This window comes from bacterium, from assembly GCA_019695335.1.
GTDB lineage: Bacteria > CLD3 > CLD3 > SB21 > SB21 > JABWBZ01.
Genome location: JAIBAF010000033.1, coordinates 1 through 21,642, shown reverse-complemented (window position 1 = coordinate 21,642; position 21,642 = coordinate 1). Strand labels below are relative to the sequence as shown.

Annotated in this window: 16 protein-coding genes; 2 read left to right on the top strand and 14 right to left on the bottom strand. The window is 43.9% G+C overall.

Annotated elements, in window-relative coordinates:
- Positions 1-178 precede the first annotated feature (178 nt).
- Complete coding sequence (locus K1X84_09925; protein MBX7151946.1) at positions 179-2,302, top strand: LysM peptidoglycan-binding domain-containing protein; 2,124 nt, start codon at positions 179-181, stop codon at positions 2,300-2,302.
- Positions 2,303-2,444: 142 nt separating this feature from the next.
- Positions 2,445-3,833 carry an MBL fold metallo-hydrolase gene (locus K1X84_09920; protein ID MBX7151945.1) on the top strand — a complete coding sequence of 463 codons (1,389 nt, stop codon included), beginning with the start codon at positions 2,445-2,447 and terminating at the stop codon, positions 3,831-3,833.
- Between the two features lie 4 nt (positions 3,834-3,837).
- Here K1X84_09920 and meaB read toward each other — a convergent pair whose 3' ends face one another.
- The 14 genes from meaB to K1X84_09850 form a co-directional block, all read right to left on the bottom strand.
- Positions 3,838-4,809, bottom strand: coding sequence for a methylmalonyl Co-A mutase-associated GTPase MeaB (gene meaB / locus K1X84_09915; protein MBX7151944.1), 972 nt, complete (start codon positions 4,807-4,809; stop codon positions 3,838-3,840).
- Between the two features lie 77 nt (positions 4,810-4,886).
- Positions 4,887-6,362: an NADH-quinone oxidoreductase subunit N gene (locus tag K1X84_09910; GenBank protein ID MBX7151943.1), complete on the bottom strand. Its 1,476-nt coding sequence runs from the start codon at positions 6,360-6,362 to the stop codon at positions 4,887-4,889.
- 30 nt (positions 6,363-6,392) lie between these two features.
- The gene (locus K1X84_09905; protein ID MBX7151942.1) at positions 6,393-6,713 is read right to left on the bottom strand and encodes a hypothetical protein; all 321 of its coding nucleotides are present in this window, start codon (positions 6,711-6,713) and stop codon (positions 6,393-6,395) included.
- A 60-nt stretch (positions 6,714-6,773) separates the two neighbouring features.
- A complete protein-coding gene (locus K1X84_09900; GenBank protein MBX7151941.1) occupies positions 6,774-7,634 on the bottom strand; it encodes a glycosyltransferase family 2 protein in 861 nt (286 codons plus the stop codon).
- Between the two features lie 21 nt (positions 7,635-7,655).
- A complete protein-coding gene (locus tag K1X84_09895) occupies positions 7,656-8,780 on the bottom strand; it encodes a cyclic nucleotide-binding domain-containing protein (GenBank protein MBX7151940.1) in 1,125 nt (374 codons plus the stop codon).
- Positions 8,781-8,986: 206 nt separating this feature from the next.
- On the bottom strand, positions 8,987-9,346 hold the full coding sequence (locus K1X84_09890) for an STAS domain-containing protein (protein MBX7151939.1): 360 nt from the start codon (positions 9,344-9,346) through the stop codon (positions 8,987-8,989).
- A 2-nt stretch (positions 9,347-9,348) separates the two neighbouring features.
- Entirely contained in the window at positions 9,349-10,125 is a 777-nt protein-coding gene (locus tag K1X84_09885) for a thiazole synthase (GenBank protein MBX7151938.1), read from the bottom strand.
- A 185-nt stretch (positions 10,126-10,310) separates the two neighbouring features.
- A complete protein-coding gene (thiS, locus tag K1X84_09880; GenBank protein ID MBX7151937.1) occupies positions 10,311-10,469 on the bottom strand; it encodes a sulfur carrier protein ThiS in 159 nt (52 codons plus the stop codon).
- 62 nt (positions 10,470-10,531) lie between these two features.
- Positions 10,532-10,891 (bottom strand): preprotein translocase subunit YajC, encoded by a 360-nt coding sequence (yajC, locus tag K1X84_09875; GenBank protein MBX7151936.1) that lies wholly within the window; start codon positions 10,889-10,891, stop codon positions 10,532-10,534.
- An 83-nt stretch (positions 10,892-10,974) separates the two neighbouring features.
- Entirely contained in the window at positions 10,975-11,793 is an 819-nt protein-coding gene (locus tag K1X84_09870) for an inositol monophosphatase (GenBank protein ID MBX7151935.1), read from the bottom strand.
- Complete coding sequence (locus tag K1X84_09865) at positions 11,793-15,569, bottom strand: tetratricopeptide repeat protein (protein MBX7151934.1); 3,777 nt, start codon at positions 15,567-15,569, stop codon at positions 11,793-11,795. The genes K1X84_09870 and K1X84_09865 overlap by 1 nt, the downstream gene beginning before the upstream one ends.
- A gap of 78 nt (positions 15,570-15,647) precedes the next feature.
- Positions 15,648-17,918 carry a UvrD-helicase domain-containing protein gene (locus K1X84_09860; protein ID MBX7151933.1) on the bottom strand — a complete coding sequence of 757 codons (2,271 nt, stop codon included), beginning with the start codon at positions 17,916-17,918 and terminating at the stop codon, positions 15,648-15,650.
- Between the two features lie 126 nt (positions 17,919-18,044).
- On the bottom strand, positions 18,045-18,443 hold the full coding sequence (locus tag K1X84_09855; protein MBX7151932.1) for a DUF1648 domain-containing protein: 399 nt from the start codon (positions 18,441-18,443) through the stop codon (positions 18,045-18,047).
- A gap of 194 nt (positions 18,444-18,637) precedes the next feature.
- On the bottom strand, positions 18,638-21,642 hold a 3,005-nt coding region (locus tag K1X84_09850), incomplete at its 5' end, for a hypothetical protein (GenBank protein MBX7151931.1).

Here is a 21,642-nt window from a genome sequence, read left to right as displayed (position 1 = left end):
CAATTTAAAAAATATGCTGTCATCTCGCTAACGATATTTCACGACCGGTCATTGCAACTCTCTAACTTCGCGTCCATAGCGGTTTTGTCGGGAATATCCATTGACACTAAACGTCGAAAATGGTATATTGCGCGCGGTTCAAGATAATCCTATTCTTACACTATTTGGGAGTTTGAGCATGACAGGTTTGCAAAAACAAGTGATGGTTGTTGGTATTTTGTGGTGGATAGGCGGCTGCACGGCTTCGCAGCAAACGGTTGTTTTGACATCCAATACTGTCACTGGAGACCAGACCTCTATTGCGAGTTTTAAAGATACAACCAAAGCCGATACGCAGTCCGCAGGCGTACAATTTTTGCAATTATCGGATTCGGACGCCGGCGTTAATCGCGCGCCACAGCTTGAACAAACGACCGCTCTCGAAAAAGTTAAAGAAACTTATGCCGACGCGCTCAAAAAATGGTACGTTGAACAAAACGGCGAAGGCGCCAAAGACGATTACGAAAAAGCGGTCGACGCTTTGTATGCGCTCGGCGAAATTCTTGCCGCTAAAGAAAGTTTCGACGAAACCGAAATGAACGGCGGGACGGAATTGCCGATAAAAATCGATGAATCCCGTAACGAAATGGAAGACGTTAGCTTTACTTCCGATTCTGTCACGGATTATGCCAATTGGCTGGCGGTCGGCATTCTGGAAAATTATAAAAATGTTCTCGAAGCGACCAACCAGTACGACGAAAAAATTTTTAATCAGCAAATCTTAAATAAACTCAGCTATTTTGACGTTGGATTGTCGGGATTAAATTCCTACGGCAAGATTAATGCACCGATCGCCAAAGGCCATGCCCTTGATTACATTCCGATGGTCTCCAATGAGCGGGTCCAAAAATATGTCGATTACCTCAAAGGTCCGGGCATTAACACGTTGCAGCATTTATATTTCAAACTCGGCCGGTATGAAACGCTGATTTATGACGCATTGAAATCGGAAGGATTGTCCGATGATTTGATTTATCTCGCGATGATTGAAAGCGGATTCAGCACGACGGCCAAATCACGTGCCCGCGCTGTAGGACCATGGCAATTCATGGTTCCGACAGGCCGCTACTACGGTTTGAATATCGATTGGTGGGTAGATGAACGGAAGGACATTTATGCATCGACGAAAGCGGCGGCGAGACATTTAAAAGATCTGTTTTATGAATACGGTGATTGGTATTTGGCAATGGCGGCCTACAACTACGGCGGCGTCAAACGTGCCATTCGGAAAAACAACACGCGCGATTATTGGGAAATGACCAAATTACCCAAAGAAACAAAAAATTATATCCCATACATCTTGGCCGCTACAACATTGGCCAAAAATCAGGGACAATACGGCATTCAGTTGACCAAAGACACACCGATCATGATGGACACGGTCACCGTTTCGGAATGCCTCGATCTTCAAATAATAGCCGAATGTGCGAAGACGACGATCGATAGCGTACGCGAACTCAATCCAGCACTCCTTCGCTGGTGTACGCCGCCGACCGTTCCGAATTATATGTTGAAATTGCCTTATGGAACACGGTCAACATTCCTAGAAAATTACGCAAAAGTTCCGGCTGACAAGAAACGTTCGTGGGTACGATATCAGGTCAAATACGGCGAAACGTTATCCGGTATAGCGAACAAATACGGTACGGATATCAAGGCGATCATGCAGGCCAATCAACTTAAAAACTCAGCCAATCTTACTACCGGTCAATATCTGTTGATTCCGGTTGCTCCTGCAGGATATGTCGCCAATAACGGTAATAATACGAAACAGGAAAAAACTAATACCTATACCAATAATAAATCAAATCAAACCAACGTAAAATCCAACAATACGAATACGTCTGCAGGCAACACCAAGAAAAAAGACGATAAACAGGGAAAAAAGAAAATTGTCTTTACGGTTAAATCCGGTCATACGCTCGGTGAGATTGCCGAATGGTACAATATTCTCGCTCAGAATATTCGCGACTGGAACGGATTGTATTACGGCGACCCGATTTATCCCGGACAAGTTTTGACGTTATGGGTCGATCCTTATGTTCCCGACGAAGGTTACCGCAATGCGACGAAGAAAAAAGCCAAAGAAACCATCGTCGAAGAACCTGGTACTAAAATTTATGTTGTGCAGGACGGCGATACGCTGATCAGCATTGCCAAGCTTTTTGGTGTGGAAGTTAGCAGCATCAAACAATGGAATAAGCTCGCGTCCAATACCGTCCGTGTCGGCGATAAATTAAAGATTTTGGTTAGTCCCAAATAACACTCGCCAAAAAAATGTTCTTGAAAAACATGTCACACTGAATTATAAGTGTGACATGTTTTTTTTAACAGTGCAGCGATTCGACAAGTTATCTTTCTTATATTCAAAAAAAATTTCTTAAAAATTAAAACTTAATATTTTTATGCAAATTCAATTTTGTGGCGCCAATAAAAGCGTGACCGGTTCGCAACATCTTCTGACGATCAATGGGAAACGTTTATTGCTGGATTGCGGCTTATTTCAGGGCCGCCGTGATGAAGCGTTTGAACGCAATCGCCAATTTCCGTTCGAGCCTGCATCCGTAGATGCAATGATTTTGTCGCACGCGCACATTGATCACAGCGGCAACATCCCGAATCTGGTCAAACAAGGCTTCAAAGGAAATATTTTTTGCACGGCACCGACGGTTGATCTGTGCGGCGTAATGCTTCAGGATTCCGCCTACATTCAGCAGCGTGACGTTGAATTCGTCAATAAAAAATTGGCGCGGAAAAAACAACCTTTACGCGAACCCCTGTACGATATCCGTGATGCACAAGCATGTATGGCTCAATTTGTAGGACTTGGTTACAACCGATCCTTCGAGCCTTTGCCGGGAATAAAAGCAACGTTTTTGAATGCAGGACACATGTTCGGCTCTGCGATGCTTCGATTGGAAATCAAAGAAAACGGACACACGATCCGATTTGGGTTTACCGGGGATCTTGGCCGGCAGAACCTTCCGATCATCGCCGATCCTGATCAACTGAGTAATCTTGACCTATTGATTTCTGAAAGCACCTATGGCAATAAATTGCATGATCCCGCCAAAGAAATTGAAGGGCGATTGGTCGACGTTATTCATGACGCCTTCAAGAAAAGCGGAAAAATCATTATCCCCGCCTTTAGCGTTGAACGGACACAAGAGATCATTTATCATTTAAATAAACTTTACGAGCGCAAGTTAGTACCGGCCATTCCTGTATTCGTCGATAGCCCGCTCGCCGTCAATGTAACGGAAGTCTTTAAAATGCATCCGGCTTATTATGATGAAGAAGCCCGGCAATTGCTCGAACAAGGCGATAATCCTTTTGTATTTGAAGGACTGCGTTACATCTCAAAAGTTGAAGACTCCAAAAAATTAAATGACCTGCGTGAACCTTGTATTATTATTTCCGCCTCCGGAATGTGTGAAGCAGGACGCATTCTTCATCATCTCGCCAATAATGTTGAGAACCCGAATACGACAATCTTGATTGTCGGGTATATGGCCGAACATACGTTAGGAAGAAAATTGGTCGATAAAGAAGAACGGGTAAAGATTTTTGGCGAGGAATATCAATTAAAAGCTCAGGTCGTAAAAATCAATTCGTTCAGCGGTCATGCCGACAAAAATGATTTGTTACGCTTCATCAAAAACATCGGGCGGAAAACAAAAGTGTTCTTAGTACATGGCGAAATGCCTCAATGCGGCCCTTTTGCAGAAAATTTACGTGAAGAAGGATTTACATCGGTAACCATTCCAGACTGGAAAGAGAAAGTAGAAATCTAAACCGTTACGATTGTAAGAGAATTTTGAATATGGCGTCTGCGGCAGTGACAGCCGATTCCGTTTGTTTATAAATTTTATCGACGTGATCGGTAATCGCTGAAGCAAAATTTCTACGATGCCATTCATCTTTGACTCGTTCATCCACTAAGCGAATTAATTCCTTCCTGATCCGCTCTTTTCTTCGTTTCTCTAACCGCCCGGCATCCCCAAGATAGCGTAGATGTAATTCGATTTGATCGACAACCCCATCGATCCCTTCTTGAGTTGTCGCAATCGTTTTGATAACCTTAGGAAGCCACGTGTCGTCATCGTGCGGTCGAAGTTCGATCGCCGCCTCTAATTCACGTTTAATCAAATCAGCCTGAGCGCGGTCGGATTTATTGATTACAAACACATCAGCAATCTCCATTAATCCCGCCTTCATTGCCTGAACGCCATCACCGGATTCAGGTACTAACACTACAACCGTTGTGTCTGCATGCTCGACGATATCAATTTCAGATTGTCCAACCCCGACTGTTTCAAAAATAATGTAATCCATTCCCGCGGCGTCCATCACATCGGCTACATGCGAAGACGTACGAACTAATCCTCCCGTACTGCCACGCGTAGCCATGCTGCGAATAAAAATATCCGGATGAACGCCGATCTCCGACATTCTATAGCGGTCACCAAGTATCGCACCTCCCGTAAAAGGGCTCGACGGATCCACGGCAATGATACCGATTTTTTTGTTTTGAGAAACCAGCGATTTGGCCATAGCATTGACCAACGTGCTTTTACCCGCGCCGGGAGGACCGGTTAAACCGATGCGATACGCATGACCGACCTTTCCGACAATACCGTCAAGCAACGTTTTTGTGTCAGGCACTTCATTTTCGATCAGCGTCAGCATCTTGGCCAAAAGCCGCCGATTAACCGCTGCATCGGTTTTCACAAGCGACATCAAAAATTCGTTGATCAATTTTTGATACATAGTAAATCAGTAAATAAAAAGCCGACCTCATTTGCAATCATGAGCGTCGGCATTTTGTTAAAATCAATTAATAAACTTTACCTCACTGATGCTAAAATAAAATTGCCAAGAACCTGGGCCGAGTTGACGACAAAATTCGGGAACAGTCCTGTCAGAATCACGCCGAGCATCGCAACCCACAAGGATGCTTTGGCACCAAACGGAATCGGTATCGGCGTGGTATCGGCATTTTTTTCGATATACGCTTTTTTCAGAACGATCAGATAATAATACACGGACACAACGCTCATCAAAATTCCAATGGTGACAAGAATATAATAGCCTTTATCGATACCGGCCGCAAACAAATAGACCTTGCCAATAAAACCGGCCAGCGGCGGAATTCCTGCTAATGACAATATACAAATCAACAAGACTAACGCGAGGAACGGCGAACGGCGGCTCAATCCCATGTACGCCGACATGTCATCCGATCGAACTGAATTGTATACGACGGTAACCACAATAAAAATCCCAAAATTGGCAAACATGTATTGTGTCAGATAAAATAAAATCGCCGAAATACCGATATCCGAATACGCAGCAAGACCGATGATCATATAACCCGCTTGCGCAATCGATGAATACGCCAGCAGTCTCTTGATGTTTTTCTGCGGCAATGCGAGGAAATTTCCCAAAATCATGGTCATGCCGGCGAGGATGATAAACGTATTGGCAAGAAACGGTTCGAGCCCTGCAATGTGATTAAAAATTCCGTAATAAAGCCGAATGATCACGGCAAATCCTGAAGCTTTTGATGCGACGGATAAGAAGGCTGTTACCGGAGTCGGCGCACCGGTGTACGCATCCGGCGCCCACATGTGAAACGGCACAGCGGTAATTTTAAAACTCAAACCAACTAAAATCATAATAACACCGCTCAGCAATAAAATTTCAGAGCCTTCGAACACTGAAGCAGTTGCTGCGCTTGTAATTTCCGATAAAACCGTTGTGCCGGTCGCGCCGTAAACTAATACCATTCCAAACAACATGATCGTTGCAAAAACCGTCCCGATGAGGATAAACTTCATGGATGCTTCAGCCGATAAACGGTCGTCTTTGAAATACGCCGTCAAAATATACAGAGCGATCGTTGTTGTCTCGACGGCAACAAAAAGCGTGATCAATTCGCTCGCCGACGCCATCAGCATCATGCCAAACGTCGCAAACAACAGGACTACATAAAACGTTCCGGGGCTTTTACTCCAACGGCCGATAAAATGCGATGCGGCAAATACAGTGAAAATCGATGCCATCAGGATAATCATGTTTATAAATTGAGACAGGCCGTCGTGCGTATACGCACCAAAAAACGTAATCCCTTCAGGCTCTTTAAAACCAAAACTCATTAAGATAGTGACGAACAAACCAAATAACGTGAGATACGACGAAACCCAGGGCCGTTCTTTTCCGCCGACGGATTCCCAGATCAAAACCGCAATGGCTGTGATTAGAATGTAAAATTCAGGCGAGAGAAGAATGGCATGCAGACTGTCCAGAAGTGAAGCATTCATGATAGTGCCAATCTTTGAGAGGTTAGATTTTTAACTGTGATCAGGAAATTGCTGATAAACATCGATCAAAAGCTTACGAAGCGTTTCAGCGTTTTCGACTTTAAATTCTTGCGATATGTGATTGTATAAAAGAGAAACAACTTTTCCTACGAATTGCGCTTTGCCGGGATCGGATAAATCGCGATGATCCATTTCATCCAATTTCTGCCCCGTTGCCAGTTCGGCTTCTGTCAGGCAACGTCGTACATAATCTTCCGCTTGTTTGATGCCGAGATTGTTTACATGGTCCGCCAGTTCCTGGCTCCATGCTTTGATGATTTTTTCCTGCCGTTCGGATCCTTTGATGCTCATACCTTATACGTTTGGTTATTAACCGTGGGAAGTATATCCATAAATTTACAAAATTTCAAATCATTTATTCCGTATCTGCTTAGTTAAAATCAGACCCAGAATACGGAAACCGTCCAGAATAAAAAACACCGGAATGGTCAACCAATGATATCCGCGGGCATAACGTTTAAAAAAAATAAAATTGCTGCGCAAGCGCAAACGGATTTTTCTGAGTGAAAGCTGTCCACCGGTAGAAACTGAAATTTTGTGCCATACTTTGCCTCCCGGCAAATACAGAATTCGAAATCCCTGAAGTTTGGCACGCCAGCAATAATCGGCGTCTTCCGAAAAATGCGGATAAATTGGATCGAGAAAACCAATCTTTTCGATGACAGCTTTTTTGATAAGCATCGCGCAACCCGTTGCGTAATCACAATCGACGGAGGTATCGTATTGTCCATGATCGATTTCCCGAATTCCAATGTGCCAGCTTAAGCCTTTGTGGAGAGCAATTTTTCCACCGGCATACCATATTTTATTTGGCGGATCGAAATAATATATTTTAGGCGCGGCAATTCCAACAAATCCGTCGGCTTCAGCCATCGGAATCATATTTTTGAGCAAAGCGGGATCGACGACGGTATCGTTATTGAGCAGTAAAACATAATCGGCGCCCTTTTTTAACGCCAATTCCATCCCGATGTTATTGCCCCGAGCAAAACCGAGATTCGCGGAATTTTCGACGAGCAAAAGTTTTCCCGATGAGAGTTCGGCTTGAAATTCTTTCCGGATAGCGTCAGGGCTCCCGTCGGATGAATGATTATCTACAACCAAAACAATGAAATTGGGATATTCAACTTTCAGAACAGAACGGACACAATCGAGCGTCAGCTCCCGGCCGTTCCATCCTAAAATGACCACGTAAACGGATGGTTGATTCATACGGTGAGATAATGAGGATCGTTAGCTTTTGACGAGCACATGTTCATTGGGAAGGCTGATTTTGAATATGGACCCTTGCCCTTCTTTACTGGCCACGCTGATCGTACCGCCGTGCAGATCTACAATATGAAGAGCCAAGGTCAAGCCGATTCCGGCTCCTTCGACATCGCGCGTATTGGATTGATCGACCTGATAAAATTTATCAAAAATCCGGTCGACAAATTTGGCCGGAATGCCGCGGCCGGTATCGGTAATTAAAATATCGACGGATTGAGCTTCGAGTTTAACATCGACGAGCACACGCCCTTCATAGGGAGTAAATTTGATCGCGTTCTCAAACAAGTGTCCCACGGCTTCTTTCATACGATTGCCGTCCAGTAAAGCCATCGGCATCGTTGCCGGCAGATTAATAACGCACTGAATTTTTTTCTCGGCTGCATCCTCTTTGTAGGCTTCAGCGGCGCTTTCAACAATATCTTTCAGATTGCACGGCTGACGTTCCAAAACAATGGCCCCGTATTCCATTTCAGCCAATGCGATCAGATCATTGATCAGATCGGCCAGTCTTTTACTTTCACTCAAGATCACTTCGACGAATTTTGCCTGAGTTTCCTTGTCAATTTCTCCCGAATCCCGCATCAGACTGCTGAATCCCTGGATCGAGTGAATCGGCGTGCGCAATTCGTGGGAAATCGTCGATAAAAAATTCGACTTGAGCTCGCGCACTTCTTTACGCGCGCGGTAACCCCATCCGACTACTTCACGGAAAAGATTATTGGTATCGCGTAAACGTTTGCTCATGACTTTTGAAATTTGTGTCAGGATCGCATGAGCGGTCTCTAAATTTTCGCTGATAATTTTTTTGAATGATTCTTTAGAAAGAAATAATAACTCGCAATCCTCCATCGCCATAGCGCCGGCAGAACGCGTTTCTTCATCCATCAGCGCCATCTCGCCGAAAAAACTCCCGGCTTTTAACACGGCGACCGCCTGTTGACGGTCTTCTTCATTCGCAATGTTTTTATAAATTTTTATCGCACCTTGCACGATGACATACATCCCATCAGTGTCCGAACTGCCGTCGTCAAAAATTACAGAGCCGGATGCAAAATTTTTGGAAATAAATTTAGGAGCAATAGCTTCCAAGGACTTCTCCGAAAGCGTGCTAAAAAGAGATGTATTCTTCAAAACACCAATGTATGAACCCACACTGCCCTCGCTTTGCTAAAATCAAAAAAATGTAGATGAAGGTTTGCTTGATTTCCGTAGTGAGATCGGAAAAAGTACCTGATTAATTATAAAACAACATCGCAGTAAAAGCAAGCTAATTGTAGGATTCCGAGCTCTGATCGTTATAAAAATGCAGCGATGGCGTCGGAATTGGAGCCGAAGGTTGGCAAAATAAAATCGATCTCGAGCAACTGAAAAACTTCCCGCACGTCGTCGTTGAGCCCCGAAAGTTTCAAATCGCCGCTGTTGATTTTAATTTCTTTTAAAATTCCGATAAAAATCCCCCACCCCGCGCTGCTGATATAACTGACTTCTTTGAGATCAATAACGATACGAAATTTTTTCTGATCCAGAAGCCGATTGAGATATTTTTCAACCTGTAATGCTGTAATAGAATCCAGTTGTCCGCGTATTTCGACAACGGTGACATTGGCATTTTCCATTGCAGCGTACGAATGAATCGTAATCGGTTGAATAACCATTATCAACTCCCGATAACACCTTGGACAGGGCTGGAGGCCGTCGCATATAGTTTTTTAGGAATGCGACCGGATTCGAAAGCAAGACGCCCTGCTTCGACAGCCAGTTTCATCGCGCGTGCCATTTTGATCGGATCTTGCGCGCCAGCAATAGCCGTATTCATCAAAATGCCGTCACAACCGAGTTCCATCGCAATTGCAGCATCCGATGCCGTTCCGACACCTGCATCCACGATGACCGGAACTTTGGATTGCTCACGAATGATCGCAAGGTTATGCGGATTACGAATTCCGAGACCTGATCCGATCGGCGCAGCCAGCGGCATGACGGCGGCACATCCGACGTCTTCGAGCTTTTTACAAATAATCGGATCGTCAATGCAATACGGTAAAACCGTAAAACCGTCTTTCACAAGAATTTTGGCGGCTTCAAGCAGCTGTTCATTATCAGGAAACAAAGTTTTCTGATCACCTAGAACTTCGAGCTTCACCAATGTTGTGTTGAGCGCTTCCCGTGCCAACTGGCATGTCAACACGGCATCTTTAGCCGTATAACATCCGGCTGTATTAGGCAACAGCGTATATTTGGAACCGATAAAATCAAGCAACCCTTTATCATTTGGATTTTCAAGATTGATCCGTCGGAGCGCAACCGTTATCATCTCGGCTCCGCTTGCTTCAATAGCAGCTTTTGTTTCGTCATAATTTTTGTATTTTCCAGTACCAACGATCAAACGCGAATTAAAACGTCTTTCCCCTATGACTAATTGATTCTGTGCCATGATTATTCCTTTGATTAAGACAAAAACAATATACCGCTACGGATTGAATTTTGCAAATAGGCTTATTTCATACCGTAGAGTTCGGAAACACATAGCTGGGCCTGATTAACTAAAAAACGAGTTTCATTTTTATGAAACTCGTTTTGTTCAAAAGCTTGCAATTTTTGAAATCCCTCGTATAAGTTTTACCCGCCCTGAGTCGCACGGATAATCTCAACCTCATCACCGTCTTTGATTTGAACTGTTTCAAATTCTGATTTTGGAACGACCGAACAATTTAAAGCAACGGCGATTCCCGACGGTTGTCGAATATCAAAACGCTCCAGAACACCAATGATATTCATTGCGTTCTTGAATTCGTAAATTTTCCCATTCACTTTAACGTTCACGGAAAGCCTTTGTTGTTTTATTTTTTTTCTTCGACCGGCAATACTTCCGGGGTTTCATCTTTGCCTCCGGTCAACACGCTGGCGATGGCAACGCGCTCAACTTCAACTTTAACGTTATCGGCAATTTTAACGATAACCGTCTTTTCTTTTGTCGATTGTACTGTGCCATGTAAGCCGCCGACAGTCACGATCTTATCACCTTTTTGAACACCGGCAATTAATTTCTCGCGTTCCAGCTGGCGTTTTTTCTGTGGGCGAATCATCATAAAATAAATAATGAGAATAATGACGATAAACGGCAAGAAGCTCATGATCGGATTAGGCGCGGGTTGTCCGGGAGCCGGGTTGCCGCCCATTAATAAAAACGAGTGTAACATAGACAATGCGTTCAATGCAATCTCCTTAACTTAGTAGAGTAGTTTTAAAAAACGAGACAAAATAAATTATTTTTTCCAAAAAATCAAAGTTCATCGGTTCTTTCTTTGAAGGCTTCTCTTACAGCGTTCAACATCCACTCGTGGATCAAACCATTGGAGCCGACAACATGGCCACGATAAAGAAAGCCTTCACTGCCGTTGAAACGGGTAATACAGCCTCCCGCCTCTTTGATAATGAGTGCTCCTGCGGCCATGTCCCAAGGATTCAAATTTAGTTCCCAGAATCCATCGAATCGGCCGCATGCCAGATAACACAAATCCAGCGCGGCTGAACCGGGACGGCGAATACCCGATACATGCGTCATAAAAAATTTAAACAGCCTCAAATAATCATCAAGCATATCGAAATTGCGAAACGGAAAGCCTGTCGCCAGTAAACAACGAGCATGTTCAGTTGTTTTCGAGACAAGAATTTTGCGATCATTGAGAAAAGCGCCTTTACCTTTTTCAGCAACAAACAGTTCTTTTCGAACAGGCTCATACACAACACCAACTTTCAAATCGCCTTCGACTTCCAGTGCAATACTCACGGCAAACATGGGCATACCATGAATAAAGTTCGTCGTACCGTCCAACGGATCGATAATCCATCGATACGGACTGACATTCGCGTGGCGGCCCGACTCCTCCGCTAAGATTTCATGATCGGGAAAAGTGCGGTGAATATAATTAATAATCGTTTCTTCCGATCGCCGGTCGACTTCCGTGACAAAATCGTGATGCTGTTTGGCGTCGATCTGAACAGCTTTACCGAAATAATCCATGATGATCCGGGACGCTTGCAGCGCCGCTCCGACGGCGACCGTCTTCGCATTGCGGGGCACGGCAATAATTTTATGCATTATTTCATTTTCCTGATTTCGTCAATACGATTTTTCGCAAAACGTCCGTATTCACTGTTCGTACCGTGCTTTTTCATGATCTCATCATACATGGCAATAGCTTCAGAATACTTGGCGAGCTTCACATAACATTCCGCCGCCTGGCTTTTGGCCGCCGTCGCCCAGTCAAATTTAGTTCCCAAGGTCAGATACGGAATGCGTAAATATTCCAAAAGCGCCTGTTCGAAATTTCCCATGGCGAAATACGTTTCGGCAATATTGTATTGAATTTCAGCTTCATCTTCTCCGGATGCGGTTTTGATAAGATCTTTCAGATATTCGATTGCACGATCGTAGGCTTTGAGGTTTTTATGCATGACACCAATGTCGATACGCTTGGAAAATAAATTCGCCGGTTCGTCGTCGGGAAATCGGTCAAGATATTGCTGAATGAGCAACAATGCATTTTCATAGAATCCAGCGGCTTTGTAAACCTTGATCAGGAAATCCGTTCCAACTTTAGCATCCTGTGGTTTGATCTTAGGATGCTGCAATGCAATTTTACAAGCATCGATGGCTGTCTGCACTTGTTCTAACTTAAACGCCTCAATGGCTGAACGCAAATACACTTTGGGAAGAATCTCGCTGTCGGGATATTTTTGCGGAATCTGCTGAAAAATCTCGAATCCCTCCTTGCTCTTGCCTTCATTAAAACGAATCACGCCCATTTCAAATAAGGCATCAGCCGCAATACCCACATTTTTATAATCATCGAGCAGATCTTTATAAGTTTTCAAAGCCGGTTCGTATTTCAATTTGTCATATTGATAATAATGGCCTAATTCGTACAGAAATTCCGCATTGGCATTATACAGAAGCATCTTAAGGTTTTTATCTTTTTCGTACTTCTTATTGAAGGCCTTTTCCATTTCAGTAGTTAAATTCACCGTTCCCAGCCGATACGTACAAATAATGGCCCTTGAATCGAGGATCACCTGTTCCGAATTATTTTTCGATAATTTTGACAACACTTGATAAGCTTTTTTTGCATCGGCATAATTTTGCGCTTCAAACTGAATTTCTGCAATACGATTGAGCGCATTAAAACCCAGTTCGGAATTGGGATATCCGTCGCTTAACGTACCGTAATATCTTATAGCATTAAGACGGTCCTGCTTGTCCTCGTAGATTTTTCCAAGAGCAAACAAAGCCTGCGGAGCAAAGTCGCCTTTTTTATCCGGGAATAAATACGATTCGTAATATTCCACCGCCCGTGTAATATTGTTCAGCTTTTCATACGACAATGCAATTTTATAATCGATCGGATTATGCGGCGTTGCCTGGACATTCAAAATATCAATATCGGCAAATTCGTCCTTATCAAGCTGTAAACTATTTTGATACGCTGCGATGGCTGATTCATATTGCTGTGTCAACAGATAATTATTACCAATGCCTTGCGCGGCGCTGTCTGCGAAAACCGTATAATAATATTGATTGATCAATTCATTGTAGATAACAATCGCGGCAGCATATTCACGTTTCTGTTCTTTGATGCGCGCCTGCATGTATTTGGCATTGGCGACGTATTTGCCTCTTGAAAATCCGCCTAAATAATCGTTGAGCCCTTTGTTTAGATCATCGGTTTGCCCTATAACAGTCAGGCACAACAATCGTTTAAAATACGCATCATCGATAACAGAGCTTGAAGGATACGAACGAATAATTTCATCGAAACAATCGATGGCGGAATCAAATTGCTTTTTTGTTACGGTAGAATCTTTTTTATTTTTATCCGCCTTACCATCTTTAACTTCAGCCTTGGGTTTGATATCACCAAGTTCCCAAAGTGACTGACCGAGTTTCAGTAACATTTGATCACGTAAAGCGCTGGCCGGATAACGGTCTAAAAGGCCGGCGTAATAAGCTTTACTTTTCAGAGCACGCTCTTTGACATCGTTTATATTCTCTAAACTATGCTCAACAATTGACAAAGCTGCAATGTCGGCATACTTACCGCCGGTCAATAGTTTAAACTCCGCTACGGCGCTGTCAGCGTATGATTTAAATTCGGCTGTTTTTTTCGAAAGTTTATCAAAAGACAATGCCGTGTAATAGGATGCGTCTTCCTGCAGGTCCCGGTCTTTGGTGACAGCCTGCACTTTCCGGAAAAGAGCCGCCGCACCTTTGTAATCTTTCAGTTGATCAAAAAATAATTTACCGTAAGCAAATGAGACCTGATCTTTCGGTCTTTCTTCAATTACACTCCCAAGCAGATAAATAATGCTTTCCAATGTTTCGTTGGAACTACTGCCTCCAAAATAATTTTTTAAATATTCTAATTCCGCTTCAGCGTTCACAATCAATTCACTGCCGGGGAAATCTAACTTAAATTGGCTGAAAATCGTCTCGGCATTGTCAATTTGCCCGTTCTGCGCATAAGCTTTGCCGAGATAAAATTGACCTTGATCGCTCAACCGGCTTTTCGGATAAAATCGATTCATCGCCGAATAAGTCAACAAAGCTTCCTGGTAATCTTTGAGCTCGGATTGTAAAAGCCGTGCTCGCCGGTAGTACACGCGATCAAGTTTCTCATATTTCGGAAATACTTTAATGAAAAGATCGTAATAGGCGGCGGCTTCGCGGAATTTTTTCAACGCTTCATAATTAATGGCCAACTTAAGATACGCAAGCGAAACATATTTAAATGTACTCGAATGTTGTCCATACGTATCGATAATAGAAAGATAACGGTCATTGGCTTTAGACAGGTTATTGATTCGTTCATAGGCCAATCCAAGCTTGAATGCCGCTTCGAGTGTCTGAAGCGAATCGGCTGCAGATCCGGCCAGCGATTCATAGGTTTTTACAGCTTGATCGTATTGGGCCGTTGTAAAATAAATATCGCCGATTTCCATGAGTGCGGCATTCTTCAAAGACACCGTTGCCACGACAGAAACCGAAGCGTTTTCAAACATTTTTTTAGCCTCGGTAAAGTTTTTCTCCCGCAAAAGAATGCTTCCCATTTCAAACATTCCGTACGGCGCCATTTTTGTCTTGGCATACCGATTGATCAATTTCACATACCCGACGCGGGCATCATCCGATTTGCCAAGAATCTCGCTGATTTGTGCTTTTTCGTAGGTGGCCGATGCGCCAAGTTCAGGATCTTTAGCCTTATCGATCACGTTCTGCAATTCCAGCAACGCCTGTGTATAATTTTGCTCGGATTTAAATAACTGAGCCAATTTCAACCGAGCCTGATGCACCTCCGGAATGTCGGGACGATCGGCAATCAATTTTTGCAATTTATCTTTTGCGCTGCGCGTATCGCCCGCTTTGATAAAATAATCGCTCGATTGAAGTACCGAGCGGATCGCATTGGGAGCATCCGGATAAAATGTCACAATACTCGACAATGAGTTGGCCGCGGCGGCATAATCGCCCAGTGCAGCATAACATTCCGCTACTTTTTCCCAGGCTTCCGGCGCCCGTTTGTCCTTAGGGAAATCGATGGCTAAAAATTGAAAATCGCGTCGTGCATTTTCGTACAACGCGCTGTTGAAAAACGACATGCCGGAATAGTAACGGGCATCTGGTACACGGGCATCGGAAGGATAGTTTTTGATAAATCGTGAAAATTCCTGAGCCGATAACGAATAGAGTTTATCGTCATACAACTTACGGGCATACAGAAAGTCCGTATCCGAGTTGCTGACTTGTGCCTGTAACGAAAAAGCGATCAGCCAAAAATTTAGAATAACGATAATCCCTCTCCCCGTTCTGTCGATAGTCATAGATCAACCTCCGATTAAAATTCACGCAGGCAGAGAGTTGTAATATACGATGAGCAATAAAAAAATGAATACTATTTTTTAACGGATCATCAGGTTTGCAAATTTGACGACCAGCCGCCGTTCGGTACCGTCTTCGAATTGAATCGTTAATTTTTGCTGCTCTCCGAAACCATCCATTTCCAGAATTTTTCCTTTGCCGAATGTCGCATGCACAACGGTCTGACCGATCTGGAAATTTTGCGTCTTGGCGGCAGCTTTGCTTATCAATTCATCCGTCATACCGGCAATACTTTTACCGCGGCCATTATTTTTTCGCGTATGATGACGAACCCCGCTACGATCGCTGTCGGCAAAAAACTCCCGGATCGCCTCATCTTCATTGACGGCATAACGGGTGCGCTTTTCCCATTTGACGAGATCGGCCGGAACTTCATTGACGAAACGCGACGCCATGGTTCGATAAATCTGGTTGAAACGCATACGCCGCTTGGCAAAACACAAGTACAGATCTTTTTGTGCGCGCGTCGTACTCACGTAAAACAGTCTTCGCTCTTCTTCCAATTGATGCGGATATTCTATCGAGCTTTCAATAGGAAACAAACCTTCTTCAAGCCCCGCAACAAATACAACCGGAAATTCCAAACCTTTGGACGCATGGATTGTCATGATCGTAACGGCATTTTTTCTTTCGTCATACTGATCGACGTCGGTTACAAGCGTAACCTCTTTCAGAAATGCATCCAGCATACTTTCATCGGTTTGTGAACGGTCGAATTTCATTGAAAAATCGCTGATCGCATTCATGAATTCGATCACATTCTCGTAACGACTGATCGACTCGATAGTATTTTCCTGTTTATACATTTTCAATAAACCGATTTCTTCTATTAGTATCCGGACCCACTCGCTTAGCGACATGTGTTCATTGAGATCGCGGTATTTTTTGATCATGTCGCAAAAACCCTGAATACTCGTAATCGCACGCTCCTGCAGCCAACCGGTTCCGAATTCTCGAACTTTTGTAAGCGCACTAAAGAGCGGTTGATTTTGCGACATGGCAAAATCTTCAAGTTTATCGGTCGTTGTTTTGCCGATACCTCTCGGAGGAAAATTGATAATTCGGTCGAGACTAATGGTATCTGCTGGATTGGCAATGACTTTAAGATAGGCCAGGATATCTTTGATTTCCTTACGTTCATAAAAACGCACACCGCCGACAATCACATATGGCAAGGCATGCTGGCGAAGCGCGTCTTCGATGACGCGGGTTTGTGCATTGGTCCGGCACAAAATGGCAAAATCACAAAATTTTCTTTTTTCTTTGTGAATACTCGTTTTGATCGTATCGACGATGACTTGCGCCTCCATGCGGTCGTCTTCACATTCAAAGACCGTGATCAGTTCGCCGGCAGCTTTTTGCGTCCACAATGTTTTTTCTTTGCGCATCAGATTATTGCGCACGACTTCGCTGGCAACACGGAGAATATTTTGAGTCGAACGGTAATTCTGTTCTAATTTAAATACATGCGTTCCGGGGTAATCTTTTTCAAAATTCAGGATATTCCCGATATCGGCATGCCGCCAACCGTAAATCGATTGATCGTCATCGCCAACGACGCAGATATTTTTGTACTTCTGTGCAAGCATATTGATAAGTAAATATTGAGCACGATTCGTATCCTGGTATTCATCAATATGTATAAATCGAAATTTATCCTGGTAAAATGCCAACACATCCGGATATTGTTGAAATAATTCGATCGGTTTGATAATTAAGTCGTCAAAATCAAACGCATTGGAACGCAAGAGGCGTTTCTCGTATTCTTCAAATACCATCGCAGCTTTCTCATCGATAGGATTATCGGCTGTGCGTTTGGCTTGTGAAGGTGATTGTAAAGTATTTTTGGAGCGACTTATTTTCGCTCGCATCAGGTTCGGCGAATACATTTCCTGCGAAATCGATAGAAACTCCATGGTCGACTTGATCAGATTGAGCTGATCATCGGAATCGTAAATCGTATAATTTTTTCCATATCCGATTTTTTCGGCTTCAAAGCGCAGGATTTTTCCAAAAATGGAATGGAAGGTACCGATCCATATTTTACGGGAATCGGAGCCGACAAGCTTTTCGACCCGTTGCTTCATCTCCTCAGCCGCTTTATTCGTAAACGTCACGGCCAGGATATAAAACGGACTTATTTTTTTTTCGGCTATCAGATAAGCAATACGCCGCGTAAGCACGCTGGTTTTACCGCTCCCGGCGCCGGCCAAAATCAAGACCGGACCATCAGTTGCACGCACAGCGTTTTTTTGGACTTCATTTAATTCTTGTAGAAAAGGCAGTGACATGAGCGGAAGTTCCCATTCCCTCCATACACGGTAACACCACGATGAAAAGGAGCAAAATTATTCTGAGGTTATTTTAAATAGGGCTCAATGTATAAAACGGGGAGTTTAAATGCAAGCCGGTGATTATTATTTTATCTTGGTCGACCGATAAGCAAAAAATAATGCCGTCGCCAAAATAGCCGCAAGAAACACTGGAGCGATATAAACGCCGTAATGTACTTCCCCGCCCTGCGCAACGGAAATTAATTCAACCGAAATTGCCGCCGACATCAATAAAATTTCCAATTTGATCAGCCGAAGCATCGTACGACCCAACGCGTACTGATACGGTGCGTTTTCCTGAGTGACATCTCCGGGATAATTGAGCCGATGCGGCATTTGGGCAAGCCACGTCAGGCCCAGATATAAGGCGAATACAATCCCTGTAAAAGCCCATAGAGCTTGCTTTTCAGTCCAGCCATCAATTTCACCGCTGATCGTAAAGTGACTAGGAATTTTAGCGGGCAAGTGAGGGTAAATTTTCATAATGATTGCCAAAAGTCCAATCATCAGAATGAAAGAAAGCAGTTCTATAACTTTGTCTAAACGTGAGGACGGAACCTGCGGATTAGAATGAAGAGGCTCAAAAATAGTTGAATCCATAGCTGTGTGTGTTTTTTTAAATTTATCAGCATTTCACTTGTCCGGAATGACAAAAAAAGTCATGACCCAAACAAGCTTTATCGGGCAACCACTACTTTGATCATCGACTTGCTCAAACCTTGCGATTTGATAATTGCTATATAAACGCCATTACGTACGAATTGTCCATTGTCGTTGGTGCCGTCCCAGACAAATGTCTCATTGATTTGACCGGCGATTACGTTGTTGCCGCGAACTTTCTTAACTAAATTACCGGCGAGCGTGTAAATTTCAATCACAGTATTCGCGTCATTTTGACGTGGAACAAAAACAAACGTAGTTCGCGGACGTTCGCTGCTGCCGAACGGATTGGGATAATTGGCAAACCGCTGGTTGGTGGCGCCGTTGGGATCGATTACCCGCACCGGTGGAGTTACATAAGTGGTTGTATCCGTACCCAAAGGATTACCGCGCTCATTGACCACATCTAACGGATTGAAGGAAGCGGAATTTGAAAACCCTCGAGCGGATCCGATACTGTCATAATCAAACGCGTCAATATCGACAAGCCGGATTCGGAAATTTTTGGAGGTTGTAATTTGACCGTTCGGCGCCAACACTGCCGTAAACGAAACGATATCCGGAGAACCTACTTTAGTCGCAAGGCCATATTCAAGATCAATCGCATTGGACTTTGTGATCGACGAACGGAATATCTGATCATCAATTTGAACAATAACAGTGTCGGATGGCGACGAACTCAAAATTCGTCCCATAACTGACGATTGCCCGTATGGCATCACGTAAAGTGAATCAAGGAATGTGTTCCAGTTTTGTTTTTCGTATCGCTGATTTCTTACATCATACTGTTCTACTACAAACCAAAAACGCTGAGTCAAAATTTCACTGCTGTTGCCTTCCGTACTGCCGATATTTTCAAGTTTCAGCACCAGCATACTGTCGATACGTTCGCCGGGCTGCGCAGCTTTTTTCGTCGTATCAACTGCAGTAACGATGCGCGTGACTTTCAATGTCTTCTTTTCGGTCGAGACAGTGATGGTTGAAAATTCATTTATCAAAAATGCCGGAAGTCCGCTATTAATATCTCGCGGTAAAGAATCCGTTCTGAACTGAATTCTCAGTGGCTGCGATATAACTGTATCCGGCGCCGTGACAAACCAACGCACTGTGTCTTTGGTTGTTCCGTTGAATGACGTATCACCGTCGGCGCCCACATTAAAAATATGAAGCGGTGTGACATCTTGCGAAGTGCCGTCAAACAATATAACACCGGTACTGGAAGTCCGTGCAAAACCTTCATTGATCACTTTCGCCCTGATAACAAACGTTTGACCTCTAGAAACAAACCGGTCGGTTGCACTAAGCGGTTCGACAATATCCGCTACGAGTCTTAGTTTCGCCCGCGTTTGAATAACGATTTGACGATCCAAGGAATCTGATTCAGCACTTCCGGTATTTTTATCCGCGCCACTTACAAATACTCGTATGAGATCGTTACGCTGATTACCATTAATATCATTAGGCGCCACGACGCTCCATTGCACCGTCGTATCATTATCGGCAATAATTTTCACACTTGTTTCCTGATCAGCCAAAGTATATCCTAAGTTCGTAGGGATGACGATACTGGCCTGACGATCAGTGAGAGCTCGCAACTGACGGAAAGTAGCCTTCACCGTAAATACCTGATCGGTGGAAATGGTATCCGAACGTGTGCCGGGGAACGTCACGGCAAGATTATTAAAATCGGCTGGGCTAACGACGATTGTCTTGACCGTATCGCTAACGCGGCTGAAGTGCGCTGCCGTACTTGAATTTTCATCGATGGGCAACGTTGTTACGTCTACATAGATATCCGCCGTAGCCGCCATGACCAACAACGCTTGAACGGCCTGATTGGCGACAGTTGAATTCGAAAGTTGTTTTGAATCAATGTCAATAAGGCGTACGTTGCTCCACGATTTTGTCAGCAACTTGTCTGATGATATGGATGAGCGCTGCTGATCATCAAGCGATTGGATAATGCTGAGGAAATTCGGAACGTTGGTCGCAATAACGTTCCAATCCACTTGCGATCCGACGCTAAAGTTCTGGGTCGCCGGGGAACCGTTGAATGTAAATCCTGCAGGCAACGTCACAGTCAATTGACCTCCGGACGCTTGTGCCTGACCGCTATTCGTCACGATCGCACTTAAAACAAATTGTTGACTAGCGGATAAAGTATCATCCGTAGCTCCGACAGGCGCGGAGATAAACAAGTCAACCGACAGGTCCGCACGTCTCACCAACGTCATCGTGAGTGCGGTCGAACTGGCTTTCGTTGTCGTCGTCGTGGTATCAATACCACCAACAGCAACATTAAAATTGAAAACTCCCGACGTATCTTTATTCGCAAAAATTCTCCATGTCACGTAATTGGTATCACTGACCGCAGGGATGATATCCTTGGTCAAACTGTCTGTCGTAGCAAATTCGGCCGGTAAAGAGATCGTCGCTTTAATGCTCGATAATCTCGACATTCCGGTCACTTTTGCCCGTAGTGTGAATTGCTGGAACGACGATACAGTGTTGTCTAATGCACCCGCTGGATCCACCGGTATTAATTCGGTAATCGTCAGATTACCTACTTTTCTGGTTTGAACATTGACTGTATCCATTACGTTCAAAACAGATGATTTTAAATTATTATTAACGTCTCTCGGGAATGACGCATTACCGGTATCAAGCGTTGCGCGTATTAATTCAAAAGCCAATGTCGAATCGTAAGAACGCAAAGTTAGGCTGCCCGTTTGATTTAATATTACATAAACCGTCGTATCCGTTGCACCGGATGGAAAGCGATAAATGATCGGCGAAGTCGGCAGGTCGATTCGCACCAAAGCTGTATCCACGCTTAATGCCGCACTGCCTATATTTGTCATGGTATAATAAAGATTGAAATAGGAACTATCGGATACCACCAGCGAATCCGCACTCATACCGAGAGCAAAAAGATTTAATTGAATTTTTGCCGAGTCTTGTGCCGTCAGCGTCTTGGTATTTCCATCCAACGGATCGACAATCGTCAACGTATCCAACGAGA

Coding starts and splice junctions, on each gene's coding strand:
- K1X84_09925 (MBX7151946.1), top strand. CDS start 179: ATGACAGGTTTGCAAAAACAAGTGATGGTTGTTGGTATTTTGTGGTGG.
- K1X84_09920 (MBX7151945.1), top strand. CDS start 2,445: ATGCAAATTCAATTTTGTGGCGCCAATAAAAGCGTGACCGGTTCGCAA.
- meaB (MBX7151944.1), bottom strand. CDS start 4,809: ATGTATCAAAAATTGATCAACGAATTTTTGATGTCGCTTGTGAAAACC.
- K1X84_09910 (MBX7151943.1), bottom strand. CDS start 6,362: ATGAATGCTTCACTTCTGGACAGTCTGCATGCCATTCTTCTCTCGCCT.
- K1X84_09905 (MBX7151942.1), bottom strand. CDS start 6,713: ATGAGCATCAAAGGATCCGAACGGCAGGAAAAAATCATCAAAGCATGG.
- K1X84_09900 (MBX7151941.1), bottom strand. CDS start 7,634: ATGAATCAACCATCCGTTTACGTGGTCATTTTAGGATGGAACGGCCGG.
- K1X84_09890 (MBX7151939.1), bottom strand. CDS start 9,346: ATGGTTATTCAACCGATTACGATTCATTCGTACGCTGCAATGGAAAAT.
- K1X84_09885 (MBX7151938.1), bottom strand. CDS start 10,125: ATGGCACAGAATCAATTAGTCATAGGGGAAAGACGTTTTAATTCGCGT.
- thiS (MBX7151937.1), bottom strand. CDS start 10,469: ATGAATATCATTGGTGTTCTGGAGCGTTTTGATATTCGACAACCGTCG.
- yajC (MBX7151936.1), bottom strand. CDS start 10,891: ATGTTACACTCGTTTTTATTAATGGGCGGCAACCCGGCTCCCGGACAA.
- K1X84_09870 (MBX7151935.1), bottom strand. CDS start 11,793: ATGCATAAAATTATTGCCGTGCCCCGCAATGCGAAGACGGTCGCCGTC.
- K1X84_09865 (MBX7151934.1), bottom strand. CDS start 15,569: ATGACTATCGACAGAACGGGGAGAGGGATTATCGTTATTCTAAATTTT.
- K1X84_09860 (MBX7151933.1), bottom strand. CDS start 17,918: ATGTCACTGCCTTTTCTACAAGAATTAAATGAAGTCCAAAAAAACGCT.
- K1X84_09855 (MBX7151932.1), bottom strand. CDS start 18,443: ATGAAAATTTACCCTCACTTGCCCGCTAAAATTCCTAGTCACTTTACG.